This window comes from Achromobacter sp. JD417 (genome assembly GCF_041879325.1).
GTDB classification, from domain to species: domain Bacteria; phylum Pseudomonadota; class Gammaproteobacteria; order Burkholderiales; family Burkholderiaceae_B; genus Achromobacter; species Achromobacter mucicolens.
The window spans coordinates 3717257-3742470 of the sequence record NZ_CP087159.1; the positions used below are offsets into that span (position 1 = coordinate 3717257).

Annotated in this window: 29 protein-coding genes; 15 read left to right on the plus strand and 14 right to left on the minus strand. The window is 67.7% G+C overall.

Translation table 11 applies throughout. From position 1 onward, the window contains the following. Window positions 1-2 precede the first annotated feature (2 nt). Genes LN047_RS17120 through LN047_RS17130 form a run of 3 tightly spaced genes read left to right on the plus strand, consistent with a single transcriptional unit; the run spans window position 3 to window position 3216 of the window. The gene (locus LN047_RS17120) at window positions 3-803 is read left to right on the plus strand and encodes a DUF4198 domain-containing protein (RefSeq protein ID WP_373979674.1); all 801 of its coding nucleotides are present in this window, start codon (window positions 3-5) and stop codon (window positions 801-803) included. A 13-nt stretch (window positions 804-816) separates the two neighbouring features. Beyond that, a complete protein-coding gene (locus tag LN047_RS17125) occupies window positions 817-1833 on the plus strand; it encodes an FAD:protein FMN transferase (protein ID WP_373979675.1) in 1017 nt (338 codons plus the stop codon). Between the two features lie 6 nt (window positions 1834-1839). Beyond that, entirely contained in the window at window positions 1840-3216 is a 1377-nt protein-coding gene (locus LN047_RS17130; protein WP_373979676.1) for a sulfite reductase subunit alpha, read from the plus strand. A gap of 37 nt (window positions 3217-3253) precedes the next feature. Here the strand turns inward: LN047_RS17130 and LN047_RS17135 are convergent, their stop codons facing one another. Beyond that, window positions 3254-4213: a tripartite tricarboxylate transporter substrate binding protein BugE gene (locus LN047_RS17135; protein WP_179689427.1), complete on the minus strand. Its 960-nt coding sequence runs from the start codon at window positions 4211-4213 to the stop codon at window positions 3254-3256. 28 nt (window positions 4214-4241) lie between these two features. Next, complete coding sequence (locus LN047_RS17140) at window positions 4242-5699, minus strand: amidohydrolase family protein (protein WP_373979677.1); 1458 nt, start codon at window positions 5697-5699, stop codon at window positions 4242-4244. Window positions 5700-5788: 89 nt separating this feature from the next. On the opposite strand from LN047_RS17140, the gene LN047_RS17145 reads away from it, so the two are divergent. Next, window positions 5789-6754, plus strand: a complete 966-nt coding sequence (locus tag LN047_RS17145; protein WP_338615685.1) for a LysR family transcriptional regulator — start codon at window positions 5789-5791, stop codon at window positions 6752-6754. 25 nt (window positions 6755-6779) lie between these two features. Here LN047_RS17145 and LN047_RS17150 read toward each other — a convergent pair whose 3' ends face one another. From LN047_RS17150 to LN047_RS17160, 3 genes are read right to left on the minus strand one after another with little or no spacing between them, the layout of a single operon-like run. Continuing rightward, window positions 6780-7223: an SRPBCC family protein gene (locus tag LN047_RS17150; protein ID WP_373979678.1), complete on the minus strand. Its 444-nt coding sequence runs from the start codon at window positions 7221-7223 to the stop codon at window positions 6780-6782. A gap of 57 nt (window positions 7224-7280) precedes the next feature. Continuing rightward, on the minus strand, window positions 7281-8111 hold the full coding sequence (locus LN047_RS17155) for a phosphoenolpyruvate hydrolase family protein (RefSeq protein ID WP_056324151.1): 831 nt from the start codon (window positions 8109-8111) through the stop codon (window positions 7281-7283). An 11-nt stretch (window positions 8112-8122) separates the two neighbouring features. Next, window positions 8123-9334, minus strand: a complete 1212-nt coding sequence (locus LN047_RS17160; RefSeq protein WP_373979679.1) for a Tm-1-like ATP-binding domain-containing protein — start codon at window positions 9332-9334, stop codon at window positions 8123-8125. A gap of 161 nt (window positions 9335-9495) precedes the next feature. On the opposite strand from LN047_RS17160, the gene LN047_RS17165 reads away from it, so the two are divergent. Together LN047_RS17165 and LN047_RS17170 are read left to right on the plus strand one after the other, a co-directional pair. Further along, window positions 9496-10143: a TetR/AcrR family transcriptional regulator gene (locus LN047_RS17165; protein WP_373982149.1), complete on the plus strand. Its 648-nt coding sequence runs from the start codon at window positions 9496-9498 to the stop codon at window positions 10141-10143. 131 nt (window positions 10144-10274) lie between these two features. Further along, window positions 10275-11936, plus strand: coding sequence for an S-layer protein (locus tag LN047_RS17170; RefSeq protein WP_373979680.1), 1662 nt, complete (start codon window positions 10275-10277; stop codon window positions 11934-11936). A gap of 94 nt (window positions 11937-12030) precedes the next feature. Here the strand turns inward: LN047_RS17170 and clpB are convergent, their stop codons facing one another. Next, window positions 12031-14637 (minus strand): ATP-dependent chaperone ClpB, encoded by a 2607-nt coding sequence (gene clpB / locus LN047_RS17175; protein ID WP_056324143.1) that lies wholly within the window; start codon window positions 14635-14637, stop codon window positions 12031-12033. 138 nt (window positions 14638-14775) lie between these two features. Between clpB and LN047_RS17180 the strand changes: the two genes are divergently transcribed. The 7 genes from LN047_RS17180 (at window position 14776) to LN047_RS17210 (ending at window position 19263) form a co-directional block, all read left to right on the plus strand. Continuing rightward, window positions 14776-15222: a gamma-glutamylcyclotransferase gene (locus LN047_RS17180; protein ID WP_180098403.1), complete on the plus strand. Its 447-nt coding sequence runs from the start codon at window positions 14776-14778 to the stop codon at window positions 15220-15222. Between the two features lie 97 nt (window positions 15223-15319). Next, complete coding sequence (gene fnr / locus LN047_RS17185) at window positions 15320-16048, plus strand: fumarate/nitrate reduction transcriptional regulator Fnr (protein ID WP_056324138.1); 729 nt, start codon at window positions 15320-15322, stop codon at window positions 16046-16048. Between the two features lie 14 nt (window positions 16049-16062). Continuing rightward, window positions 16063-17214, plus strand: a complete 1152-nt coding sequence (locus LN047_RS17190) for a hypothetical protein (protein ID WP_373979681.1) — start codon at window positions 16063-16065, stop codon at window positions 17212-17214. 72 nt (window positions 17215-17286) lie between these two features. Continuing rightward, a complete protein-coding gene (locus tag LN047_RS17195; RefSeq protein WP_180098402.1) occupies window positions 17287-17724 on the plus strand; it encodes a metalloregulator ArsR/SmtB family transcription factor in 438 nt (145 codons plus the stop codon). Beyond that, window positions 17625-18074 carry an SRPBCC domain-containing protein gene (locus LN047_RS17200; protein ID WP_373979682.1) on the plus strand — a complete coding sequence of 150 codons (450 nt, stop codon included), beginning with the start codon at window positions 17625-17627 and terminating at the stop codon, window positions 18072-18074. The genes LN047_RS17195 and LN047_RS17200 overlap by 100 nt, the downstream gene beginning before the upstream one ends. 51 nt (window positions 18075-18125) lie before the next feature. Continuing rightward, a complete protein-coding gene (locus LN047_RS17205) occupies window positions 18126-18827 on the plus strand; it encodes a DUF899 domain-containing protein (protein WP_373979683.1) in 702 nt (233 codons plus the stop codon). Next, window positions 18778-19263 (plus strand): hypothetical protein, encoded by a 486-nt coding sequence (locus tag LN047_RS17210; protein WP_262760813.1) that lies wholly within the window; start codon window positions 18778-18780, stop codon window positions 19261-19263. The genes LN047_RS17205 and LN047_RS17210 overlap by 50 nt, the downstream gene beginning before the upstream one ends. On the opposite strand, the gene LN047_RS17215 is transcribed toward LN047_RS17210, so the two are convergent. The 7 genes from LN047_RS17215 to LN047_RS17245 form a co-directional block, all read right to left on the minus strand. Further along, window positions 19244-19576, minus strand: a complete 333-nt coding sequence (locus tag LN047_RS17215) for a 2Fe-2S iron-sulfur cluster-binding protein (RefSeq protein ID WP_373979684.1) — start codon at window positions 19574-19576, stop codon at window positions 19244-19246. The genes LN047_RS17210 and LN047_RS17215 overlap by 20 nt on opposite strands. A gap of 24 nt (window positions 19577-19600) precedes the next feature. Continuing rightward, the gene (locus tag LN047_RS17220; RefSeq protein ID WP_373979685.1) at window positions 19601-20188 is read right to left on the minus strand and encodes an NUDIX domain-containing protein; all 588 of its coding nucleotides are present in this window, start codon (window positions 20186-20188) and stop codon (window positions 19601-19603) included. 92 nt (window positions 20189-20280) lie between these two features. Beyond that, window positions 20281-21534, minus strand: a complete 1254-nt coding sequence (locus LN047_RS17225; RefSeq protein ID WP_062840629.1) for an Hsp70 family protein — start codon at window positions 21532-21534, stop codon at window positions 20281-20283. A gap of 76 nt (window positions 21535-21610) precedes the next feature. Next, window positions 21611-21931: a hypothetical protein gene (locus LN047_RS17230; RefSeq protein ID WP_056324115.1), complete on the minus strand. Its 321-nt coding sequence runs from the start codon at window positions 21929-21931 to the stop codon at window positions 21611-21613. 153 nt (window positions 21932-22084) lie between these two features. After that, entirely contained in the window at window positions 22085-22309 is a 225-nt protein-coding gene (locus LN047_RS17235) for a DUF3820 family protein (protein WP_056324642.1), read from the minus strand. 5 nt (window positions 22310-22314) lie between these two features. Then, on the minus strand, window positions 22315-22863 hold the full coding sequence (locus LN047_RS17240) for a cysteine hydrolase family protein (RefSeq protein WP_373979686.1): 549 nt from the start codon (window positions 22861-22863) through the stop codon (window positions 22315-22317). Between the two features lie 9 nt (window positions 22864-22872). After that, window positions 22873-23352, minus strand: a complete 480-nt coding sequence (locus tag LN047_RS17245) for an OsmC family protein (protein ID WP_279991365.1) — start codon at window positions 23350-23352, stop codon at window positions 22873-22875. A 200-nt stretch (window positions 23353-23552) separates the two neighbouring features. Between LN047_RS17245 and LN047_RS17250 the strand changes: the two genes are divergently transcribed. Beyond that, complete coding sequence (locus LN047_RS17250) at window positions 23553-23978, plus strand: copper resistance protein NlpE (protein ID WP_056324109.1); 426 nt, start codon at window positions 23553-23555, stop codon at window positions 23976-23978. An 81-nt stretch (window positions 23979-24059) separates the two neighbouring features. Further along, on the plus strand, window positions 24060-24809 hold the full coding sequence (locus LN047_RS17255; protein ID WP_373979687.1) for an ABC transporter substrate-binding protein: 750 nt from the start codon (window positions 24060-24062) through the stop codon (window positions 24807-24809). Between the two features lie 71 nt (window positions 24810-24880). Here the strand turns inward: LN047_RS17255 and LN047_RS17260 are convergent, their stop codons facing one another. Continuing rightward, on the minus strand, window positions 24881-25213 hold the full coding sequence (locus LN047_RS17260) for a zinc ribbon domain-containing protein (RefSeq protein WP_280003234.1): 333 nt from the start codon (window positions 25211-25213) through the stop codon (window positions 24881-24883). Between the last annotated feature and the right edge of the window lies 1 nt (window position 25214).

The following is a 25214-nucleotide window of genomic DNA, read 5'->3' on the forward strand; positions in this document are numbered from 1 at the left end:
CGATGAAAACCGCCGCCAAACTGGCCGCCGCGCTGGCGCTGTGCCTGCCCTTTGCCGCCCACGCGCATGACGTCTGGATCGTGCCGTCCTCCACCGTGCTGTCGGGCACCGATAGCTGGATCACCGTGGACGCCGCGGTCGGCAACGACAAGTTCTACTTCAACCACGCACCGCTGCGCCTGGACGGTCTGACCGTGACCGCGCCGGACGGCAATGCCGCCGAAGCCGAAAACATCAACCGCGGCAAGCTGCGCAGCACCTTCGATCTGCAGCTCAAGCAGGCCGGCACCTACCGCGTGGCCGTGGTCAACGACGGCGTGTTCGCGCGCTGGAAGGAAGACGGCAAGAACAAGCGCTATTTCGGCAAGGCCGACGGACTGGCGCAGGCCGTCCCGGCCAAGGCCGATGAGCTTGAAGTGTCGCTAAGCCTGGGCCGCGTCGAAACCTTCGTGACCGCGGGCAAGCCGTCGGCGGTCAAGCCCGTGGGCCGCGGCCTGGAGCTGGCGCCGGTGACGCACCCGAACGACCTCTTCACGGACGAGGCCGCCACGTTCCAGATGCTGCTGGACGGCCAGCCCGCCGCGGCGCTGGACGTGACTGTCGTGCCCGGCGGCAGCCGCTATCGCGACAAGGTCGGCGAGATCGCGGTCAAGACCGACAAGGACGGCAAGTTCACGGTCAAGTGGCCGCAGCCCGGCCTGTACTGGATCGAAGCCGGCATGGAAGACGCCAAGGTCACCGTGCCGCAGGCCAAGAAGCGCCGCCTGTCGTACGCGGGCACCGTCGAAGTCCTGCAACCGTAAGGCATCGGCGCGCGTGGCCAACGCCCCTTCCTATGCGCCGCGCGGCGCGGCGGCGCCCGCCGTTCGCATCGCCTATGGCGCGATGCCCGCGCGCCCGGCCGCATTGGCCGGCGCCACCATGGGCACCACGTGGTCCGCGCGCATGGCGTTGCCCGCGGGCGTGGCCGACGCGGCGGCGCGGCAAGCCATCCAGGCCGCGCTGGACGAAGTGGTCGCGCAGATGAGCACATGGGAGGCGGACGCCGACATCAGCCGCTACAACCGCGCCGCGCCTGGCTGGCAGACGCTGCCGGCCGAATTCTTCCATGTGCTGCGCCATGCGCTGATGCTGGCCGAAGACAGCGGCGGCGCCTACGACCCTACCGTGGGGCCGCTGGTGAATGCGTGGGGTTTCGGTCCGCATCAGCGCGCCTTCGAACCGCCCTCGCCCGCCGCCGTCCAGGCGGCGCGCGAGCGCTGCGGCTGGCAACGTGTGCGGCTGGACGATGACCGCCGCGCGGCGTGGCAGCCCGGCGGCGTGTATCTGGACCTGTCGTCCATCGCCAAGGGGTTCGGCGTGGACCGCGCCGCGATGGCGCTCGATGCCTTGGGCATCACCGATTACCTGGTCGAAGTCGGCGGCGAATTGCGCGCGCGCGGTAAACGCCCCGACGGACAGCCGTGGCGCGTGGCCATCGAGGTGCCCGACGCCAGCGACGACCATGCGCTGGCCTTGCCGCTGGAGAACTGCAGCATCGCCACGTCCGGCGACTACCGGCGCCACGCGGGCGACGGCGATGCGCGCTACGCCCATACCATCGACCCGCGCACCGGCCGGCCGGTGCGCAATGCGCTGGCGTCCGTGACGGTGCTGCACCCTGTCTGCATGCAGGCCGACGCGCTGGCCACCGTGCTGACGGTGCTGGGCGACACCGATGGACTGGCCTACGCGCGCCGCCATGGCCTCGCGGCGCTTTTCATTCTGCGCGGGGAAGACGCCTGGCGCGTCGTGGCCACGCCGCAGTTCGAGGCGCTGGCCCTTGCGCCCTGAATGCTGATGCCTCATACCCGGTTGATTGCAGCGGCGTGCGTGGTGCTGGCCTGGCTGCTGCTGTGTCTGTGGGCCTGGCGGCGCGCCCGCCGCCAAGACGCGCAACATGCGCTGGCGCTGCAGGCCCTTGGCGCCCCCGCGCCCGAAGACGCCCTGCTGGTCGCCTATGCCAGCCAGACCGGCTATGCCGAGTCCCTGGCCACGCAGACCGCGGAATCGCTGCGCGCCGGCGGCCTGACCGTGCGCGTCGCCTCGCTGGACCAATTGGACATCGCACGGCTGGCGGCGTACCGGCGCATGCTGTTCGTTGTCAGCACGTACGGCGAAGGCGATCCGCCCGACGCAGCGGCGGCCTTTGCCGGCATGATGCAAGCGACGCCGCCAGGCGCCGCGCTGGCGGGCGCGCACTACGCCGTGCTGGCGCTGGGCGACAGTGAATACGCGCAGTTCTGCGGTTTCGGCCACCGTCTGGACGACTGGCTTCACGCGCAGGGCGCGGCGCCGCTCTTCGACCTGGTCGAGGTGGACAACGACGACGCGGCCGCGCTGCGTCATTGGCAGCATCACCTGGGATTGCTGGCGGGCCGCAGCGACCTGCCCGACTGGGAAGCGCCGGTCTACGACACGTGGCGCCTGGCCGGCCGGACGTTGCTCAATCCCGATAGCCAGGGCGGCCCCTGCTACCTGCTGACCCTGACGCCGCCTGCCGGCAGCCCCGCGGCATGGCAGGCGGGCGACATCGCCGAGATCGGCCCCCGGCGGGAACGCGGCGGCGAATTGCAGGCGCATCGCGAATACTCCATCGCTTCATTGCCCGCTGACGGCGCCATCGAACTGCTGGTGCGCCAGATGCGCGGCGCGGACGGCGCGCTGGGGCTGGGCAGCGGTTGGCTCACGCACATTGCGCAGCCCGGCGACGACATCGCGCTGCGCGTGCGCGCCAACCGCAATTTCCATCCGCCCAAGGACGGCCGTCCGCTGATCCTGATTGGCAATGGCACGGGCCTGGCCGGCCTGCGCGCGCTCATCAAGGCGCGCCGCGCGGCCGGGCACCTTCGCAATTGGCTGGTTTTTGGCGAGCGCAATGCCGCCCACGACCGGTTCTGCGGCGACGAAATCGACGCGTGGCGGCAAGACGGCACGTTGGCGCGCGTGGATTGGGTGTTTTCGCGCGACCAGGCCGAACGCCGCTACGCGCAGCATTGCCTGCGCGAACAGGCCGGCGCCCTGCGCGACTGGGTGAACGCAGGGGCCGCCGTGTACGTCTGCGGCAGCCTGCAAGGCATGGCGGGCGGCGTGGATGCCGCGCTGCGCGAGATCCTGGGCGAGGACCGCCTGCAGGCGCTGCAGCATGAAGGCGGCTACCGGCGCGACGTGTACTGAACGCGCGCCGCGCCGGGAGCCGAATTGCCCGGACCGGTTACTGCAGCTTGATCTGCGCGCGGTCGATCACCGTCTTCCAGCGATCGCGTTCGGTGCTGATCTGCTCGCCAAACTGCGCCGGCGTGTTGCCCAGCGGAAACGCGCCCGTCTCTTCCATCTTTGCGGCGGTCGCCGGGTCGCGCACCGCGCGGGCAAAGGCATCGGCCAGCTTGTCGCGCACGTCGGCCGGCATGTTGGCCGGACCCACCACGCCGTACCACGCCGTCACGTCGTAATCCTTGTAGCCTTGCTCGGCAAAGGTCGGCACGTCCGGCAGGCGCGGGTTGCGCGCCGTGCCGGTGATCGCCAGCGCCTTTAGGTGATTGCTCTTGACGTAGGGCAGCGACGACGGGAAATTGTCGAAGATCACCGGCACCACGCCGCCCACCGTGTCGGTCAGCGCAGGCGCCGAACCGCGGTACGAAATGCTGTTCATCTTGCCGCCGATGATCTGCAGGAACCAGATCATGCCCAGGTCGTTCACGCCGCCTGCGCCCGCATTGGCGTAGCCGTCCTTGCCGGGATTGGCGCGCACGTGGGTCACGAACTCGGCCAGCGTCTTGGCCGGAAAATTCGGATTCACGCTGAGGATGTTGGGGCTGGTCACCAGGTTGCTGATGGGCGTGAAGTCCTTGACCGGGTCATAGGCCAGGTTGGGAAACAGGTGGGGCGCCGTGCCGTGCGTGCTGACGGTGGCCAGCCCCACGGTGTAGCCGTCCGGCTTGGCGCGCGCCGTGGCGGTCATGCCGATGGTGCCGGACGCGCCGGTGCGGTTTTCGACCACGATCTGCTGGCCCAGGATCTCGCCCGCCTTGGCGGCGGCCACGCGGCCGACGATATCCGTGGGGCCGCCGGCCGGGAACGGCACGATCAGGGTGATCGGACGATCGGGAAAGGCAGCATGGGCGGCCGGCATCGCGGCGGCCAGCGCCAGGGCGGCGCAAGTCTTGCGGAACATGATGGTGGATCTCCTGGAACGGCTGTTGTTATGAAAGGGGTTGCGCCGCGGCCGGATCGCGGCGAAGGATGCGGCCAGGCCGCGGCATGTTTGCCGCGGCCGGATATACCGGTGTGCCATTGACCAGCACGTGCGCCACGCCATCGGATGCCAGCGTCGGCGCCTCCCACGTGGCGCGGTCGATCACCGTCTCGGCATCGAACACCACGATGTCGGCCCATGCGCCCACGGCGATCCGGCCGCGGTCCGTCAGGCCGAAAACGCGTGCGGGCAATGCGGTCATCTTGGCCACGGCCGCCTCCAGCGTCACCAGACGGGCCTCGCGCACATATCTGCCCAAGACCCGCGTGAAGCTGCCCCACAGCCGGGGATGCGGATGCGCGTCGTTCGGCAGGCCGTCGGAGCCCACCATGCAGCACTCGTGCTGGAAGATGCGGCGCACTTCGTTCTCGTCCATCGCGAAATAGATCGCGCCCGCCGGGCACAAGCGTTCGGCCGCCGTCGTCTTGTCGCACCCCCAACGCGCCGCGATATCGCTCAGGTATTCGCCGTTGCACTCTGGATGCGGGGTCGACCACGTGATGCGAATGTCGTCGATGGTGTCGGCGCGCTCGGGGATCAGGATGGTCGAGCTGCCGGGATACGGGTAGATGTCCAGCGCCACGTCCACGCCCTCGGCACGGGCGCGGTCGATGTTGGCAAGCGTGGCGGCGCTTTTGCCCCAATTGCGCGGCATCATGCACTTGTGATGCGACAGCACGGTAGCGCAACCGGTGTTGCGGCCGATGCTCAGCACCTCGTCCACGGCGGCCTCGACCGCATCGCCTTCATTGCGGATATGGCTGGTGTGCATCGCGCCCCGTGCCGCCGCCACCCGCGCCAGACCTTCCAGTTCGGGCGGTTGCGCCACGCCCCCTGGCTGATAGGCCAGGCCGGTGCTAAAGCCCACCGCGCCGGCGTCCAGCGCGTCGGCCAGCATGCGCTGCATGGATTCCTGTTCGGCGGGGGTCGGTTGCGCCGCCGGGTCGCGCATCGCCGCAAGGCGCAGATTCGCGTGTCCCACCAGCGCGGCCACATTGATCACCGGCTGGCGCTCGCGCAATTCGTCGAAGTAGGCCTGCATGCTGGCGAATAGCGGCGTCTCGCCCAGCAGCGCCAGCGCGGCCGCGGTATTGCCGGGCAACGGTGCGGGCGCGCCGCTGACGCCGCAGTTGCCCACCACCACCGACGTGACGCCCTGGCTGGTTTTCCAGGCAAGGTCCGGCTTTTCCACGAACATCAGGTCGTCATGGCCGTGCACGTCAATGAAGCCGGGCGCCACGATCTTGCCGGCAGCGTCCACGCGCCGGGCGGCCTTGACTGCCGACAGGTCGCCGATGGCCGCGATGCGCTCACCCGCCACGCCCACGTCGGCGCGCTGGCGCGGACCGCCCAGCCCGTCGATGAGCCAGCCGCCTTCGATGATCAGATCCAGAGTGCCCTGCATGGTGTTCCTGCCTTGATGAAGGCCCTAGTATCGTCGGGGCGATCAATCTGGAAAAATTGTTTTTATTGATCCATCTATCGCATTTTGAAATGCATCGTCTGCCCAAGCACGTCACGTTGAAGCACCTGACCGCGTTCGTCGCGGTGGCGCAGGAATCCAGTTTCACGCACGCCGCCAAACGCCTGTTCCAGACGCAGTCGTCGGTTACCAGCCTGGTGCGCCAGCTTGAGGACGCGCTTGGCACGCAGCTCTTCGCGCGCACCAGCCGGCGCGTGCTGCTGACCCCGGCCGGCGAGGAATTCCTGCCGCGCGTCATGCGGCTGCTGGCCGATTTTGACGGCGTGATCGAGGACGTGGTGCGCTTTGGCGCGCTGGAACGCGGGCGGGTAGGCGTGGCGGCGGCGCCGTCCGCCATCACGCAGCTCATCGCACCGGCGGCCGCCGTGTTCGCCGCGCAGTATCCGGCGGTGCGCGTGTATCTCAGCGACGACAACTCCGGCCGCATCCAGCGCAAGGTGGCCGCGCGCGAGGTCGATTTTGGCCTGACCAGCCGCTGGGCCGACGCCCCCGGCCTGCAGTTCGACGCCTTGCTGGAGGACCGCTTTGGCGTGCTCTACCGGCAGGACGACGCCAGTCTGCACCCGGGCCGCGACGGCGCGATGCGCTGGTCCGATCTGGCCGGCCGCAAGCTGGTGGGCGTGGTGGATGAAACAGGGATCATGGCGCTGCTGCGCGCCCGCGCGGACCTGCCGATCGAGGCCGCGGCGCCGTTCTATGAAGCGTCCAGCACCACGTCGCAGGCGGCGCTGGTCAAGGCGGGCATGGGCGTGGCGCTGCTGCCGGCATTGGCTGCGCAACGCGTGATGGAACCGGGCCTGGCCTACGCACTGCTGGCGCGCCCGACCGTGGTGCGCACGCTGTGCATCATCCGCAACAAGGAATATCCGCTGAGCCCGGCGGCACAGGCATTGATCGCGGCCATCCACGGCTACCTGCGAACGGCTCAGCTACCTCCGGGCTGCCGCCGACTATCTGCGGGGCGGCAGAAGCACTAATCGAGCCAATGGGTGTCTGACACCCTCACTTTCCGCGCAGCTTTTCATCCAGCGCAGCCAATCCCGCCGCGAACACGTTCTGTCCCACGGCCTCAGCCACATCGCTGAGCGGCGCGCCTTCCACGCGGAAGTCGGCCCACCACTGCACCAGCGTGCCGCCCCCCTCGGTGACGGGATGCAGCGATATGCCCGCGACGTAGTCGCGCATGGGCAGGTCGGTGTCGATGATCGAGTACCGCAGTGCGGTATTGGGATCGTCCAGCATCAGCAGCTGTTCGCGCACGAAGCCGGATGGCTTGAGCGTCAGGTGCCGCACCGAGCCCACGGCGTCGTGGCGGCCGCCCTCTTCCAGGCGGCTTTGCGCTACGCCGGGATGCCAGCCCCCAAGACCATTGAAGTCGCGGAACAACGGCCAGACCTTGTCCAGCGGCGCGTTGACGATGGCGGTGATGTGTACGGTGTGCGGCATACGGGCTCCGGCGGACGCGATGCGCGTCGAATCAGGGGGAAACTGCGGCAATGCGGATCAGAAGGTCAGGTTCTTGAATTCACGCGTGGCGGCCGTCAGGGCCTGTTCGGTCGGCAGGCGCTCCATCGAGCTGGCGCCGTAGAAGCCGTGGCAATGCTTGCAGGCGCGCAGCACGTACGCCGCATCCTCGGGCATTGCAATCGGACCGCCATGGCAAAGCACGATGATATCCGGGCGCACGGCCAACGCGGCCTCGGCGATACGGTCGATGGCGCCCACGCAATCGTCCAGGGTCAAGGCAGTTTCGGCGCCGATGGACCCGCCGGTGGTCAGGCCCATGTGCGCCACGATGATGTCCGCGCCCGCGCGGGCCATCGCCACGGCGTCGTCCTCGTTAAAGACATAGGGCGTCGTCAGCATTCCCTTCTGGTGCGCCAGGCGGATCATGTCCACTTCCAGCGCGTACCCCATGCCCGTCTCTTCAAGATTGGCGCGGAAGTTGCCGTCGATGAGGCCGACGGTGGGAAAGTTCTGCACGCCGGCGAAGCCCTGGCGCTTCAGATCGTCCAGGAAGACATCGAAATCGCAGAAGGGGTCGGTGCCGTTCACGCCGGCCAGCACCGGCGTCTTCTTGACCACCGGCAGCACTTCGCGGCCCATGTCCACGACGATCTCGTTGGCGTTGCCGTAGGCCAGGAGGCCCGCGAGCGAACCGCGGCCGGCCATGCGGTAGCGGCCCGAGTTGTAGATCACGATAAGGTCGATGCCGCCCGCTTCCTCGCACTTGGCCGACAGCCCGGTGCCCGCGCCCCCGCCCACGATGGGCGTGCGGGCGCGCACCATGGCGCGAAACTTGTCCAGCAGTTCGTGACGGTCAAAACGCGGCATGGCGGCAATCCTTAATGTGCGGCAATTTCAAGAAAGTGGTCGACCGCCGTTTTCGCGAACAGCGGATCGTTGATGTGGCAAGGCACGCGGATCAGCCGGCGGTCTGCCGTCTGCCGCAGGTTGGCTTCAAGCGCGGCAAACAGCGCGGCATCGGCTTCGGGGTCCCAGAACGCCTGGCCCGGCGCGTCCAGCGCGGACACGCCGCCCTCGGGGATCAGGAAACGCACCGGCCCGTCGCAGCGGTTCAGCCGGTGGGCAATCCATTCGCCCTGCCGGGCGTTTTCCTCGGCGGTCGTGCGCATCAGCGTGACCTGCGGGTTATGCGGGTAGAACAGCCGGCCGCGGTAGCGCTCGGGCACCGTGTCCATCGCGCCGAAATTGACCATGTCCAGCGCACCGCACGAGCCGACATACGGCGCGCCCGTGCGCGCCACCGCGCCGAAGCGGTCTTGCGTGCACGCCAGCACGCCGCCGAACAGCAGATCGCAGACCTCGGTGGTGGTCAGGTCCAGCACGCCTGCCAGCAGTCGGCTGTCCAGCAGCTTTTCCATCGACTGGCCGCCCGTGCCCGTGGCATGAAACACCAGGCAGTCGAACTGCGATTCCAGCAGTGGCGTGACCTGTTGCACGCAGGCGGTGGTGACGCCGAACATGGTGATGCCCACGGCGGGCCGGCCGTCGTCGGCGGCCGCATTCGCCGCCTGGCGGAACGCGCCGCCTATCGCCCCTGCCGCATTGGCCAGCACGCGGCGCGAAATTCGGTTCAGGCCCGCCACGTCGGTCACGGAATACATCATCGCGATGTCGGACGGTCCCACATAGGGTGCGACATTGCCCGAGGCCATCGTGGACACCATCACTTTGGGCGTGCCGATGGGCAGCGCGCGCATCGCGGGCGTGATGAGCGCGGTGCCGCCCGATCCGCCCAGGCCCAGCAGCGCGCCGATCTCGGCGTTGCCGGCGGCATAACGCTCGAACGCCAACGCCATGGCCGCGATGGCCGAGCCCCGATCGCCGGTGAAGACCGCACCCGCGCCCTCCGGATGGCTGCGCGCGACCTCCTGCGCCGAGACCGCGGCGGCGCTGGGCGCGCCCGAGGTCGACACGTCCACCGACACCACGTCCAGGCCTTCGCGCCGGAGTAAGTCCACCACGTACTCGGCCTCGTGGCCCTTGGTGTCGTAGGTCGCGGCCACAAACACCCGCTGCTTGGTATGCGTCATGACTCCTCCGCGGGCGGCTACACTCCGTGCGCGCCTCGATATGTGAGGCCAAAGGCCTGTAGAATCCAGAAATGAGACAAAAGAATCATACTGAGACACCTGTCTCACGTCAATCCGACTCCCCTGTTCGCAAGGGGCACGCGTCCGCAGGCGGCGCCAAGCTGATCGCCCCGGCCAGCCCGCAAGCGGCCGCCAGCGGCGAACCGCCCCACGGGCCGCGCGCCCGGATGCGCAAGACGCTGCTCGAGGCCGCCCAGCAATTGATGGCGCAAGGCGTCACGCCGTCCGTCGCCGAACTGGCCGAGCACGCCCGCGTCTCGCGCGCCACCGCCTACCGCTATTTCCCCAGCCAGAGCGCGCTGATCGCGGCCGTGGTCGACGAGAGCCTGGGCCCCATCCTCGCCTGGAATTCCGACGCGCCCGACGCCGCGGCCCGTGTCGACGAGCTGCTGCAATTCGCCTATCCGCGGCTGGAAGCGCACGAAGCGCCCTTGCGCGCCGCCATCCTGGTGTCGCTGCAACAGCACGCGCAAGCCAGCGCCGGCAAGGCCGACGCCGAACCCCGGCTGGTGCGCGGCCATCGGGTCGACATCCTGAAGCGCGCCATCGCCCCGCTTGCCGCCGACCTGACGCCGGCACAACAGGAGCGCGTCGCGCAGGCGCTGTCGCTGGTGTACGGCACCGAGGTGTTCCTGGTGCTCAAGGACATCTGGAAACTCGACCTGCCCGGCGTCACCGAGGTCGTGCGCTGGACCGCCAACGCCATCATCACCCAGGCCCTGGCCGAAGCCAAAGCCGGCAAGAAATAGACCGGCCCGGACAGCGGGCCAGATCCGCGTCCGCGCTCGCCGCTGTCATTCCCACGTCATTCCCCGCCCGCATAGTGGCGCGCTTCGCGGCAGTGCGTGTTGCACGCCGCCATGACGTTGGAGTGTTGTAGATGCAGTTCGAAGTATCCCGCCTGCGGCGAGCCCTCATGCCTTTGTCGCTGGCTTGCGTGACCCTGTTGAGCGCTTGCGGCGGCAGCGATGACGATGACGAAGTCACCCCCGAACCGGCGCCTCCGGTCGTGACCGATCCCACGCCGCCCGCCGAGCAGCCCAAGCCGGTCGAGACCGGCGCGTGGTCCACGGGCGACCTGCACGTGCATACGTTCCAGTCGGACGACGCCCAGGTCAGCCTGGAAAGCGCGCTGGACCAGGCGTTCGACCGCTACAAGCTGGATTGGGCCGCGATCTCGAATCACCTGCGTCTGTCCGCGCGCGACCATACGGGCGTGAACCTGGCGGGCGGCTCGATCCCGTTTTCGCAAGGCATGGCGCAATACGAGGTGCCCTTCATCAAGCAGGCGCAGGCCGCGGGCCGCTACGCCGGCAAGATCATCTTTTCGTCGTTCGAATGGGACATGCCCACGCACGACCACGTCAACATCGGCATCGGCTACAACGATCCGCAGTCCGCCAAGTCGCTGGAGGCGGTTGCCGAGTTCGAATACCTGTTCACCAACCGCGATCCGAACAAGTTCGACCCGCTGCTGGTCTCGCGCCTGTCCGGCCAGACGCGCGCCTACACCACGCACGCCGACGCGCTGGCCGCGCTGAAGTGGCTGCGCGACAAGCACCCCGACAGCTACATGCTGCTGAACCACCCCTCGCGTTACGCGGGCAAGTACACCATCGCCCAACTGCGCGAGATGAACGACCTGGCGCCCACCGTCTTCTTCGCCATCGAAGGCATGGTCGGCAACCAGATGGAACCGGACCGCGGCGGCTACGCCACCGCGTACACCACGCCCTTCCTGCCCAACCGCACTTATGGCGGCACGGACTACCTGGTCGCGCACCTGGGCGGCACGTGGGACGCGCTGCTGGGCGAAGGCCGACGCATCTGGAACGTGGCGGATTCGGACTATCACTTCCGCACGGCCTCGGGCCTGTACAGCAGCGGCTACGCGCCCGGCGAATACAGCAAGACGCACGTCTGGAAAGACGGTGACGACATGGCGGCGGTGGTGGCCGGCCTGAAGAGCGGCCGCATGTTCGGCGTCTTCGGCGACCTGATCGACGCGCTGGAGTTCCAGGCCAAGGGCTTGGCCGGCGCCGCGCACATGGGCGGCGAGCTGAAGGTGGCCAAGGGCGAAAAGGTGGAAGTCACCATCCGCTTTCGCAGCCCCGACAGCAACAACTACGAGTACCCGATCGAAAGCGGCAATCCGACCTACGTGAAGCCCACCGTGCATCACGTGGACCTCATCGTGGGCGACGTGACCGGACGCGCCCAGGCAGGCACGCCGGAATACGACGCCGACACCAATCCCACGACGCGCGTGCTGGCCCGCTTCACCAAGGCGGACTGGAAGGTGGACGACGAAGGCTACAACGTCATCACCACCACGATCACCGCCGACAAGAGCCAGTACCTGCGCCTGCGCGGCACCAATCTTGGCGTGGACGTGGCCGGCGAAACCGCAGCGGGCGAACCGCTGCCGGACGCCAAGATCGACCTGGCCGACAACGCGGCGCGCTTTAACGCGATCAACGCGCGCAACTACAACGACCTGTGGTTCTATTCGAACCCGGTGTTCGTGACCGTCGCAAACTGATCTGATCGACCCGCCTGCGCCGCCATATTCAGCGGCGCGGCGCAGGCAAAAAAATGCCCGGCTCGCGCCGGGCATTCTGTTTGATGCAGCAGGCTTACTGCAAGGTGCGGGTGAAGACGAACTTGCCGTCCTGCCAGTCGACCGGCACCACGTCGCGCGGGCCGAACCTGCCCTCCAGGATCAGGCGAGCCACCGGGTTCTCGATCTGCTGCTGGATCGCGCGCTTCAAGGGGCGCGCGCCAAACACCGGATCGAAGCCGGAGCGGGCCAGTTCCGCCAGCGCCGGTTCGGTCACTTCCAGCCGCATTTCCTGCTTTTCCAGGCGTTCGCCAAGGCGGCGAAGCTGGATGCGGGCAATGGACTCGATGTGCTGCGCTTCCAGGCCATGGAACACCACCACTTCGTCGATGCGGTTCAGGAATTCCGGCCGCAGCGTCTGCTTCAGCTCGTCCCACACCACTTCCTTGACCACGTCGTACGGCTGGCCGGCCAGCGTCTGGATATGCTGCGAACCCAGGTTGGACGTCATCACGATGACGGTGTTGCGGAAGTCCACCGTGCGACCCTGCCCGTCGGTCAGGCGGCCGTCGTCCAGCACTTGCAGCAGCACGTTGAACACATCCGGATGCGCCTTTTCGACTTCGTCCAGCAGCACCACGCTATAGGGCTTGCGCCGCACGGCTTCGGTCAGGTAGCCGCCCTCTTCGTAACCCACGTATCCCGGCGGCGCGCCGATCAGCCGCGCCACCGAATGCTTCTCCATGAACTCGCTCATGTCGATGCGGATCATGTGCTCTTCGGAGTCGAACAGGAACTCGGCCAGCGCACGGGTCAGTTCGGTCTTGCCGACGCCGGTCGGCCCCAGGAAGAGGAACGACCCATACGGACGCGCCGGATCGGCCAGCCCGGCACGGGAGCGGCGGATGGCATCGGACACCAGCCGCACGGCCTCGTCCTGGCCCACCACGCGCTTGTGCAGGAATTCTTCCATGTGCAGCAGCTTTTCGCGTTCGCCCTGCATCATCTTGGACACCGGAATGCCGGTGGCGCGCGAGACGACTTCGGCGATTTCCTCGGCGCCGACGCGGGTGCGCAAAAGGCGCGGACGGGTTTCGTCGCCTTCAGCGTTTTCAGCGGCCTCGGCGGCGCCCACTTCGGCGGCCTTCAGGCGCGCCTCAAGGTCCGGCAGCTTGCCATACTGCAGCTCGGCCAGCTTGTCGAACTGGCCCTTACGCTGCAATTCGGCCATCTCGGCGCGGACGTTGTCGATCTCTTCCTTGATGGCCTGCGTGCCCTGCACGGCGGCCTTCTCGGCCTTCCAGATCTCCTCGAAGTCGTTGTATTCGCGCTGCAGCTTTTGCAGCTCGTCCTCGATGACGCCCAGGCGGCGCTTGGAGGCGTCGTCCGTTTCCTTCTTGACGGCCTCGCGCTCGATCTTGAGCTGGATGATGCGGCGGTCCAGCTTGTCCATCACTTCCGGCTTGGAGTCGATCTCCATGCGGATGCGCGCGCCGGCCTCGTCGATGAGGTCGATGGCCTTGTCGGGCAGGAAGCGGTCGGTGATGTAGCGATGCGACAGCTCGGCGGCCGCCACGATCGCGGGGTCGGTGATCTCGACGCCGTGGTGGATTTCATAGCGTTCCTGCAGACCGCGCAGGATGGCGATGGTGGACTCCACGTCGGGCTCGTCGACCAGCACCTTCTGGAAGCGCCGCTCCAGCGCCGCATCCTTTTCGATGTACTTGCGGTATTCGTCCAGCGTGGTCGCGCCAATGCAGTGCAGTTCGCCGCGCGCCAGCGCCGGCTTGAGCATGTTGCCCGCGTCCATCGCGCCTTCGGCCTTGCCCGCGCCCACCATGGTGTGCAGCTCGTCGATGAAGACGATGTTGCGGCCGTCGTCCTGGCCCAGCTCTTTCAGCACGGCCTTCAGGCGTTCTTCGAACTCGCCACGGAACTTGGCGCCCGCCAGCAGCGCCGCCAGGTCCAGCGACAGCACGCGCTTGCCGCGCAGTGTCTCGGGCACCTCGTCGTTGACGATGCGCTGCGCCAGACCTTCGACGATGGCGGTCTTGCCGACGCCGGGTTCGCCGATCAGCACGGGGTTGTTCTTGGTGCGGCGCTGCAGGATCTGGATGGTGCGGCGGATTTCGTCGTCGCGGCCGATGACCGGGTCGAGCTTGCCCTGGCGGGCGCGCTCGGTCAGGTCAAGCGTGTACTTGGACAGGGCTTCGCGGTTGGCCTCGCCTTCCGCACCGGAGACGTTTTCGCCGCCGCGCACGGCGTCGATCGCGGCTTCAAGGGCCTTTTTCTGCAGGCCCGCCTCGCGCAGGATGCGGCCGGCCTCACCCTTGTCGTCGGCCAGCGCAAGCAGGAACAGTTCGCTGGCGATATAGGTGTCGCCGCGGCGGGCCGCTTCCTTGTCGGTGCGCGTCAGCACGCCTTGCAGGTCGCGGCCCACCTGGACGTTGTCATCGCCCTGCACTTGCGGCAGGGACTTGAGCGCCGTCTCCAGGGCGGGGCCCAGACGGTTTACCGCAACGCCCGCCCGCGCCAGCAGGCTGCCGGCGCCGCTGTCGGAATCCGACAACAGGGCGGACAGCACGTGTACGGGCTCGATATAGGGATGATCGTTGCGGGCGGCCAGACTTTGCGCGTCGGCCAGCGCTTGTTGGAACTTGGTCGTAAGTTTGTCGAATCGCATAATGGTCGTATTGGCTTGTGGGGAGCCTGACCGATACGTGCCGGCTGGCTCGATAACCTGAATATGTGGCCGGATGAGACAATTTCAACACCCGGCGCCCCTCATGGTCGTTTTCGACGTGCAGCAGCAAACTTAGCGATGAGCATATACGTTTTTGTGTACGGAACCCTACGGGCAGGCGAAATCAACGACCTCGCCCGGGCCGCCGCACGGCGCGGCCTGCCCCCGGCCAGCCATGTCGGCGCCGCCAGCGTGCCCGGCATGCTGGTCGATTTTGGCGACTGGCCCGGACTCATCCCCGTGGACGACGGCCGGCGGGTCCGCGGCGACGTCTTCCGGGTGGGCCCGGCGCTGCTCGCCCTGATGGACGAGATCGAAGAATACGAGCCCGGCAAGCCTTGCTGCTTCGTGCGCAGGACGGTCTGCGCCCGCCTGGAAGGCCCCGGCGAACCGCTATTGCTGCACTGCGAGTACTACCCGATCGATCCCGCGTGGCGGGCCACGGCGGTCGATATCGCCGGGGACGACTGGATCGTCCACCGGGTTTCCCGGACAACGCCGGACGACCGGAAGGCCCCCTCGTAAGACGTCCGTAGTAACAACGGACTACAATAGACGCCTGTCTCGTGCTTCACACCCGTTCCGGCGCCCGCCGCGCAATGGGCACTCTAAAGGTCATCGTATGCAAAAACGGGTCCCCATTGCCCCTGATGCCGCCCACTGTTCCACGTGCATGCTGGGCCATGTCTGCGTCCCCGTGGGCATGGCAGCCGCTGAAGTCGAAAAGCTGGACGAGCTGGTGAAAGAACGCGTCCGCGTCGAAAAAGGCAAGACGCTCTACTCGCTGGATCATCCGCTGGACGCCGTGTACGGCGTGCGCTTCGGCAGCCTCAAGACGCAACTTGAAGACGCCACCGGCCAGATCCAGATCACGGGCTTTCACCTGCCCGGCGAGATCGTCGGCATGGACGGCATGCTGGACGGCAAGCACGTGTCGGCCGCCGTGGCGCTCGAAGACTCCGAGGTCTGCGTCATCCGCCTGAACGAAGTCGATCGCGTCGCCTCGCACCTGCCCTCGCTGCAGCAGCAGTTCCGCCGCCTCATGAGCCGCGAAATCACGCGTTCGCACCAGATGCTCGCGTCGCTGGGCTCCATGCGTTCGGAACAGCGCCTGGCCGCTTTCCTCCTGAACCTGTCGCAGCGTTATGCCTCGCTGGGCTATTCCTCGACCGAGTTCGTGCTGCGCATGAGCCGCGAAGAAATCGGCAACTACCTGGGCCTGACGCTGGAAACGGTGAGCCGGCTGTTCTCGCGTTTTGCGCGCGACGGTCTCATCAAGATCAACCAGCGCGAAGTCCGCATCCTGGACCTGCCGGCGCTCAAGCAACTGCTGGGACACGAGAGCTGCTGAGCAGTCGCCGCGCCATGCGTCGGGCGCCTGCCCTCCTGCCTGCCGCGCTAGCGGTGGCCGCCGTGCTGGCATTTGCCAGCGCGCACGCCCAGACGCCGCTGCCGGACCCTTACGACTACGACGAAGCCACGCCCGCGCCCAAACGCGCGGCGCCGCTGCGCTGGCAGACCGTTGAACTGGGCCGGCCCGGCCACCGGTACAAGATGCCGGTCTACGCCAACCGCGACCTGACCAAGGACGATTTGCGCGGCATCAAGCAGGTGCTCATCGTCATCCACGGCGTCAAGCGCGACGCCGACCAATACTTCGAAACCGCCGCGGCGCTGGTCGCCGCCGACCCGGCGCGCGCCGGCGACACGCTGGTGCTCGCCCCCCGGTTTTCCGGCTCCATCGACTCCGGGTTTGCCGGCATGGCCGCCTGGCGCAAGGCCAGCTGGGAAGACGGCCAGGAAAGTATTCAGGCCGCAGGCCGCCCCGCCCCCGTCGCCTCGTTCCAGGTCCTGGATGATTTGCTGCGCAGCCTGAACGACCGCAAACGGCTGCCGTCGCTGACCGGGCTGGTGCTGGCCGGCCATTCCGCCGGCGCGCAACTGGTGCACCGGTACGCGGTGCTGAACAATCTGGATGGCGCGCTGCGCCGCGACGGCCTCACGCTGCGCTACGTGATTGCCAATCCGTCGTCCTACCTGTACCTGACCAACGAACGGCCCCGCGCCGACGGCAAGGGCTATGCGCCGTACGAGCGCGGCATCTGCCCGACCTACAACCAGTACAAGTACGGCACCGACAAGCTGCCCGCCTACGCCCGCGAAACCGACGACGCCACGCTCTTCGTGCGCTACGCCGCGCGCGATGTGGTCTACCTGCTGGGCGGCGCCGACAACAACCCCGAACACCGCCTGCTGGACAAGGCCTGCGGCGCCGAAGCCCAGGGCGCCACCCGGCTGGCGCGCGGCACGGGCTACGTCCAGTACGAACACGTACTGGCCGCGCGCGGCGGCAAGCCCGTCACCCTGCGCCACACCGCCTTCGAAGTCGGCGGCGTCGGCCACGATGGCAAGCGCATGTTCGGGTCGATCTGTGGCGTTCGGGCGCTGCTGGGCAGCGACGCCCAGGCAAGCCGCACCGCTGCGGCCTGCGACATCATCAAGCCTCGCGCCAAATAACCGCTCCCCTAGGGGAAAATCCGCAGTCTCCCGGCTTGACAGGCGTTCGTGGCCGGCCTAAAACTTAACCTTATGGTTAAGTTAAATGATGACGCGCTCGATGCCATCTTTTCCGCGCTGGCCGATGGCACGCGGCGCCGGGTGCTGGCCGACCTGGAAAACGGAACGGCCTCGGTCAGCACGCTGGCCCAGCCGCATGCCATGTCCCTGCCCGCTTTCATGAAACACCTGCGGGTGCTGGAAGACGCCGGGCTCATCGCGCGCGCCAAGGATGGCCGGGTCGTGAGCTGCACGCTGTCGGCCAAGCCCCTGGGCGCCGCCGCCAACTGGCTGGCGCGCTACGAGAAGTTCTGGACGGGCCAACTGGATTCGCTGGCGCGATACCTGTATCACGAAGAGGAAATCCATCCATGGAAAACCGACTCTCCCCCATCGAGTTGCGGCTCCAGCGACGCTTTGACGCCCCCGTCGAACGTGTCTGGCGAGCCTGGACGGACCCGCAAGCGCTGATGCGCTGGTTCGGCCCGGCAGGCACGCAGCGCGAGCTGCTGGCCGAAACCGACGTGCGGGCGGGCGGCGCCTATCAAGTGGGCTTCGTCACCGCCGACGGCGCGGAGCACCACGCCAGCGGCCGCTATCAGGAGGTCGCGCCGCATCGCCGCCTGGTGTTCACCTGGGCGTGGCGCGACACCCCTCAGGAAGTCTCGTTGATCACCCTGGAATTCACGGCGGCGGGCGCCGGCACCGACCTTGCCTTCCTGCAGACGCCCTTCGTCGACGAAGCGACGCGCGACGGCCACGAAGACGGCTGGTCGGGCGCCCTGGACCGGCTGGCCAATCACCTGACCGGCGCGGCCTGACGCTGAAACCGAGCCCGGGCCAACGCGCCCGGCACGAAGAGGAGACGCAAGATGCAAACCGATCATCCCGTCGTATCCCGCCAACAATGGCACAATGCGCGCGAGGCGCTCTTGCGGCGCGAAAAGGAACTGACCCGCGCCACCGACGCCGTGGCCCGCGACCGCATGGCATTGCCGTGGGTGCAGGTGGACAAGCCCTACCTCTTCGAAGGCGCGCAGGGGCCGCAGCGCCTGCAAACCCTCTTTCACGGCAGGCGCCAGCTCATCGTCTATCACTTCATGTTCGGTCCGGACTGGGAGGAAGGCTGCGTGGGTTGCTCACTGCTGGCCGACCACCTGGACAGCGCGCTCATGCATCTGCCGCACCATGACGTGTCGGTGGTGGCCGTCTCGCGCGCGCCGTATGCCCGGCTGGCCGCGTTCAAGGCCCGCATGGGCTGGGCGTTTGACTGGTATTCCTCGGCGGAAAGCGACTTCAACTTCGATTTCGGCGCGTCCGTGCCGCAGGCGGATGGCGCGGTCGAGGAACGTCCTGGAGCCAGCGCCTTTTTTCGTGATCCCGACGGCGAGATCTTCCACACCTACTCGGCCTTCGAACGCGGCGTGGAGCGGCTGGCGGGCGCGTACAACTATCTGGACATCGCGCCGCTGGGCCGCAACGAAAACGGCCCATATTTCGACGTACGCGACTGGGTGCGCCACCATGACCAATACGGCGACGCCCCCCGCCACGCCTGCCACGGCCAGCGCTAAGCCGCCGGCCACGGCCGGCATGGCGGGTCTCTGGCTGGCCTGCCTGGCGGCCATGGGCGCCGGACTGGTCGTGGACACATGGCGCACGCCCGCCGCGTTGCTGGCCAGCGAATGCGGTGCGCCGGGCACCCTGGCGCAACTGGCCTGGCGGCACGCGGCGCTGATGCCCGCCAGTTCCGCCGCGATGGCGCTGGCAGCGCTGCTGCCTTGGTCCTGGCTTCCCTGGTCCCGGCGTCCGGGGGCAAAAACGCCGCTGGCAAGCCGCCTGCTATGCCTGATCCTGATGGCGATCGGAATGGTGCTGGGCGCGCGCCTGGGCGTTCAAACGGCGCAGGCGCTGGGAACCGCACCTTTTTGGGGAATGGTGTTGGGCATGACCGCCGGCATGGCCGCTGCGCTGCTGCCGGTGGCCGCGCTCAGCGCCTGGCGCCGGTAAGCGGACGGACCGCGGGCGGCTGCGCCTCGATTGGCGCCGCGCCAGGCGCCTGGATCTCCAGCGTGGACGTCGCCTGCGCCACGCACGGCAGGATCCAGCCCTCTTCCTTTTCGTCCCGCGACAGACCGGGCCATTCGATGCCATACACGACGGATCCCTCGACCAGCAGGCATATGCAGGCACGGCACGTGCCATTGCGGCACGAACTGGGCAGCTTGATGCCCGCCGCCTGCGCGGCCAGCAGCACGGACGTGCCGGCGGGCGCCTCAAAGCGCAGGCCTGCCGGCTGGACAAGAACGGGGTACGAGGACATGGGCGGTGGGACGGCAGCCGCCGTTCAGGCGGCGTTGCCCTGCCAGTCCAGCTTCCAGGCACCGGACAGCACGTTCTGCATCCACAGCACGCAGGTCAAGGTCTTGGCGTCCGTGACCTCGCCCTGGCTGCAGGCCGCGATCAGATCTTCGGGGCGCGTGCTGATCACGTCCAGGAATTCATCCTGGTCGAGCTGGCGTTCCCCCGCCTGCAGGCCGCGCGCAAAGAAAATGTGAATGATCTCGGTGGAATAGGCGATGGCCAGATGCAAGGCGCCCGCGTGGGCCCATTGGGCGGCCGTATAACCGGTTTCCTCGAGCAGTTCGCGCTTGGCGCACACCAGCGGATCCTCGCCCGGATCCAGCTTGCCCGCCGGAAACTCCGTCATCACGCGCCCGATGGGATAACGGAACTGGCGCTCCAGCAGCACCCGGCCGTCGTCCAGCAGCGGAATCACCACCACCGCGCCCGGGTGCACCACGTATTCGCGGATGCCGGTGTGGCCGTTGGGCAGACTGACGGTGTCGCGGCGGATCTTCAGGAAGCTGCCGTCGTACGGCGCCTCGCTCGCGAGCAGCGTTTCGACGAGATGGGTATCGGCGGGTCGGGTCATGAGGACGTCTGGATCATGGACAGGAAGGGGAGGATGGCCGTGCGAGGCACGCCTGGCAGCTTACCATCGCCCCGCCGGCCGCCGCCCGCCGGTCAGCCGAACTTGCGCGCCGCGTCCAGCGCGAGGCCCGCCCCGATGCTGCCAAACAAATCGCCTTCCACGCTGCGCGCCTCGGGCACCAGCCGGGACACGCTTTCACGCAGGCGCGGCACGCGGCTGGAGCCCCCGGTGAAGAACACGGTGTCCACGTCCGCCGTGGACACGCCCGCATCGCGCAGCAGCTGGCCCACGGTGGTCTCGACCTTGTCGATCAATCGCCCCACGCACGCGTCGAACGACGGGCGCGTCACCTCGACGCCCAGGTCCGGCGAGACACGCGACAGGTCGATACGCGTGGCGGGCGCATCCGACAGCGCGATCTTGGCTTCCTCGACCTGCACCGCCACCCAGTGGCCCGCACGCTCCTTGACCAGGTTCAGCAGCAGGTCGATCTTCTGGCGGTCGCCGGCCTCGGCGCGGATGTAGGCAAAGTGCTCGGCCGCCTTGCGCGTGTAGGCCTGGTTGATGGTGTGCCAGCAGGCCAGATTGCCGTACTGCGTCGACGGCACGTCCTTGCCGCTGCGCAGCTGGCTGCCCAGGCCCAGCAGCGGCATCACATGCGCCAGGCTCAATTGCTTGTCGAAATCGACACCGCCGATGTGCACGCCGCCATAGGCCAGGATATCGTCGCGGCGGTCGGGCTTGGCTGCACGGTCCGGCCCCAGCCGGATCAGCGAAAAGTCCGACGTACCGCCGCCAATGTCGATCACCAGCACCAGCTCTTCACGGCTGATCTGCGACTCGTAGTCGAACGCCGCCGCCAGCGGCTCGAACTGAAATTCGATGTCGGTAAAGCCCACGCTGCGCGCGATCTCTTCCAGCGTGTCCTGCGCCGTCTGGTCGGCGGCGGGATGGTCGTCCACGAAGAACACGGGACGGCCCAGCACGGCGCGGGTAAAGCCGCGCCCGGCGGCCGTCTCGGCGCGCGCCTTCAATTCGGCGATAAAGCGCGTCAACAGCACACGGAACGGAATGGAGCGGCCCTGCACTTCGGTCGAGCCATCGATGAGCGAGCTGCCCAGCAGGCTCTTCATCGAGCGCATCAGGCGCCCGTCGTAGCCGGCCAGGTAGTCGGAGATGGCCGCCCGGCCATAGCTGACCTCGGCGTCCTCGTCATGAAAGAAGATGGCCGACGGCAAGGTGGTCTTGCCGTCTTCCAGCGTCAGGAGCGCATGTTGGTCGGGACGGCTCCAGCCGACGGTGGAATTGGAGGTGCCGAAGTCGACGCCGCAGGCGGTGGAAATCATGGGAATTCAGGCGCTTAGAGCAAAACGGCGCACAAGTGTACCCGCTCTGGCTCCGGCCCTGGATTCCCACCCGCTTCTATTGCTGCTGGCGGCGCTGCTCCAGTTCGCGCAGGCACTGCTCCAGGCCGGCCTGCATCTGCGTGCGCGACGTGGCGGCACGGTCGGACACCGTGCGGCAGCGCTGGAATTCGGCCTGGCTTTGCGGCGTATCGCGGATCACCACCGGCGGCGTCTCGGGCGTGACCGTCATGCGCAGCGTCGATGGCGGCGACAGGCTGCCCTGGCTGGACGGAAACTGCATTTCCTGCGTCGTGCCGGGCACGGCGTTCTGGGCTTGGGCGGCGCCCGCCGCGCACAGGGCAGCAAGCAGGAAGGCAGAGACGTGGTGTTTGTTCATGGAAACCTCTTCGATAAGTCAGCGCCCGGTCCGATGGCCGGCTGCGACCCTATCGTATTACGCGGCGTGGCGCCCGCGTCGTGCCAAGACGCTACACGGAAGCCGCCAGTTGTTTCCTGGCATTTCCGGTCAGCCCCGCTTGCCGGATTGCCCTCAAGATGGGCGCCGCGATTGGCGCAACGGGTCCAGCAGCGACGACAGCCCGTTATGGTCCAGTTCGTGCATCAGCGCCAACAGGCGCCCCAGCTCTCCAGGCGGAAAACCCTTGCGCGCGAACCACGCCAGATAAGGCCCCGGCAGATCGGCAATCAGCCGCCCCTTGTATTTGCCGAAGGGCATGTCGCGCGTGACCAGCAGCGACAGCAGCGCCGGATCCATCACGTTCATCGCGGCCCGCCGCCGGCAAAGAGTTCGGCGGACGGCACCGCGGCGATCTTCACGCCAAAGCTCGAAATGTCCGGCAGCGTCGCGTTGTGGTGCGCCCGGATCTGCGCGCCATCCGCGTGCGGCTTGTCGTGCGTGGTGTGCGCATCGGCCGCCAGCGTCACGGGCAATCCCAGCCCCGCCGCGCGCCGCACGGTGGTGTCCACGCAGAACTCCGTGGCGTAGCCGCACACGACCAGTTGCGTCACGCCCCGGTCCGCCAGCACCTGCGCCAGATCCGTGCGCAGAAACGAATCCGGCGTCGTCTTGCGGATGCGGATATCTTGCGCGGAAGTCGCCAGGCGCGTGTCCAGATCCCATCCCGGCGCGCCATGCGCAAGGTCCGAGCCAGGGCTTTCATGTTGAACATAGATGACCGGCACGCCGGCCGCGCGGGCGCGTCCGGCCAGCGCGTTGATGCGCGACAGCACCTGCGCGGCCTCGAACGGCGGCGGCGAGGTTTCGAACAACGCGCGCTGCACGTCGATCACGATAAGAGCGGTATTCATGGATTGTCGTCAGGAAGCAGACTGGATCACGATGCGTGGCTCGCACCGTACCGGAAAATTCACGGAATTGGCAATGAAGCAGAAATGGTGCGCGCGCTCGTGCAGCGCTTGCGCCAAGGCGGCGTCGCCGCCCGCCGCGATCGTGACCTGGGGTTTGAGCGTGACCGAGGCAAACGCGCCGCCGCGCTTCGGGTCTTCCACCATGACGCCTTCGGCCTCGTCCCGGTAGGCCTGCACGGTCACGCCTTCGACCGCGCAAAAATGCAGATACCAGAGCTTGTGGCAGGCCGACAACGAGGCCACCAGCATGTCCTCGGGATTCCAGCGCGCGGGGTCGCCGCGAAAGGCCGGGTCCGACGATCCCGCCACGTCGGGCTTGCCGGCGGCCTGGATCAGGTGGTCTCGAGAATAGGCTGCGTAGCCGGCCGTGCCGGCGCCGGTGTTGCCGGTCCATTCGACGGAAACTTTGTAATGGTGTTCGCCTTTCATGCCTGTCGCCCTATCGCTGCGCCGACAGCCCGATGCCGCCTCCCGCGCAAGGAACGCCGAGCTTAGCGCAGGCCTGCTTGTCCCGGTTGGCCAAACTGGCGGCGTTGCGGTCTTACATCCCGTTTCAGCATCGGACAGTTACTGTCCGTATCGTGAAAACGCGTCTGGCCGTCCGTCAGGCCGTCACACAGGAGCTCGCCATGATGAAAACCACCCTGACCTGCACCCTGAGTCTTGCGCTGCTTGCGGGCTGCGCCCCGTCCAAGCCGATCACCGCCCGCTCCGTGCCGGTGGACAACCACACCGCCCGCAATTCCCTGGATTGGCCGGGCAGCTATGAGGGCGTCCTGCCCTGCGCCGATTGCCCCGGTATCCGCACGCGCCTGACGCTGATGAAGGACGGCCGCTACGAAAAGCTGACCCAGTACCTGGACCGCCAGCCCCAACCCGAAGTCGTGTCGGGCACCTTCAGTTGGGAGTCCGACGGCAGCACGATCCGTCTGGACGCCGCGGGCGACAGCCAGCGTTACTTCGTCGGCGAGAACCAGGTAACGATGCTGTACCGCGACGGCACCCGTCCCACCGGCCCGCTCGCGGGTCATTACGTGCTGCGCCGCGCGCAATAAGGCATCGCGCCGCTGCGGGCTTTGGGGCTATCCTCTGGCATCGATCGCGCCCGGCGGCGCGTCCCCTCCCGCAAGGAAGCCATGAAGACCGATCACGAACTGCTGTCTGCCTTCGCCCCCACGGGCGTGCTGCGCGCGTCCATCAACCTGGGCAATCCCATTCTCGCCAACGCCGACCCCGCCACTGGCCAACCCGGCGGCGTATCGGTGGACCTGGCGACCGAACTTGCGCGCCGGCTGGGCGTGACACTGGAACTCGTCGTCTTCAAATCGGCGGGCGAATCCGTCAGTGCGGTGGCCGCCGAACAGGCCGACGTCGGCTTTTTCGCGATCGACCCGCTGCGTGGCGAGCAGATCGCCTTCACGGCGCCGTATGTCGTCATCGAAGGCGCGTACCTCGTCCGCCAGGACTCGCCGATTGCCGCCATGGGCGAAGTCGACCGCCCGGGCCAGCGCGTCGTCGTCGGCAAGGGCAGCGCCTATGACCTGTACCTGACGCGCGAACTCAAGCAGGCCGAGATCTTTCGCGCCCCCACCTCGCCCGCCGTCGTCGACACCTTCTTGAAGGAAAACATGGAAGTCGCCGCGGGCGTCAAACAGCAACTGGAAGCCGACGCGCAACGCCTGGGCGGCTTGCGCCTTCTGGACGGCCATTTCATGCTGATCCGCCAGGCCATGGGCGTACCCAAGCGCCGCGGCGACAAGGCCAGCGCCTACCTCTCGGCCTTCGTCGAAGCCATGAAGAAATCGGGCTTCGTCGCCGAGGCGCTGGCGCGCCACAAGATCCAGGGCGCCGCCGTGGCGCCGCTGGAACCGGCCGCGCAGTCGTAAACGTAGTCGTAGGCGCGGGAACGCCGCACGGCCGGGCGTCTTCAAACAGCGGCCCGGCCGGCAGCGATGGACTAATGGCTGATCATCCAGGGCCTTGCGCCCGCGAATGATTTTGCGCCATCGCCCGACGTGCGCGTCCGGCCCCGCGAGCGCCCGCCGCTGCAGCACCCGCAGTTCATGCCGTGCCCCGCCCGCGTGCTGCGCGGCTCATTGGCGCTGCGTTCATTGGCCGCGTGCGCCCGGTTCATCGCCGAGGACAGCGCAGACACCGCCGGTGCACCCGCCACGATGCGGCCTGACAGCACCCCGCACTGCGGGCATGCGGCCGGATCCCGCCACTGCGCCAAGGGCCGCAACACCGCAAACTCGCCGCAATCCGCGCAGGCATAGTCATACATCGGCATC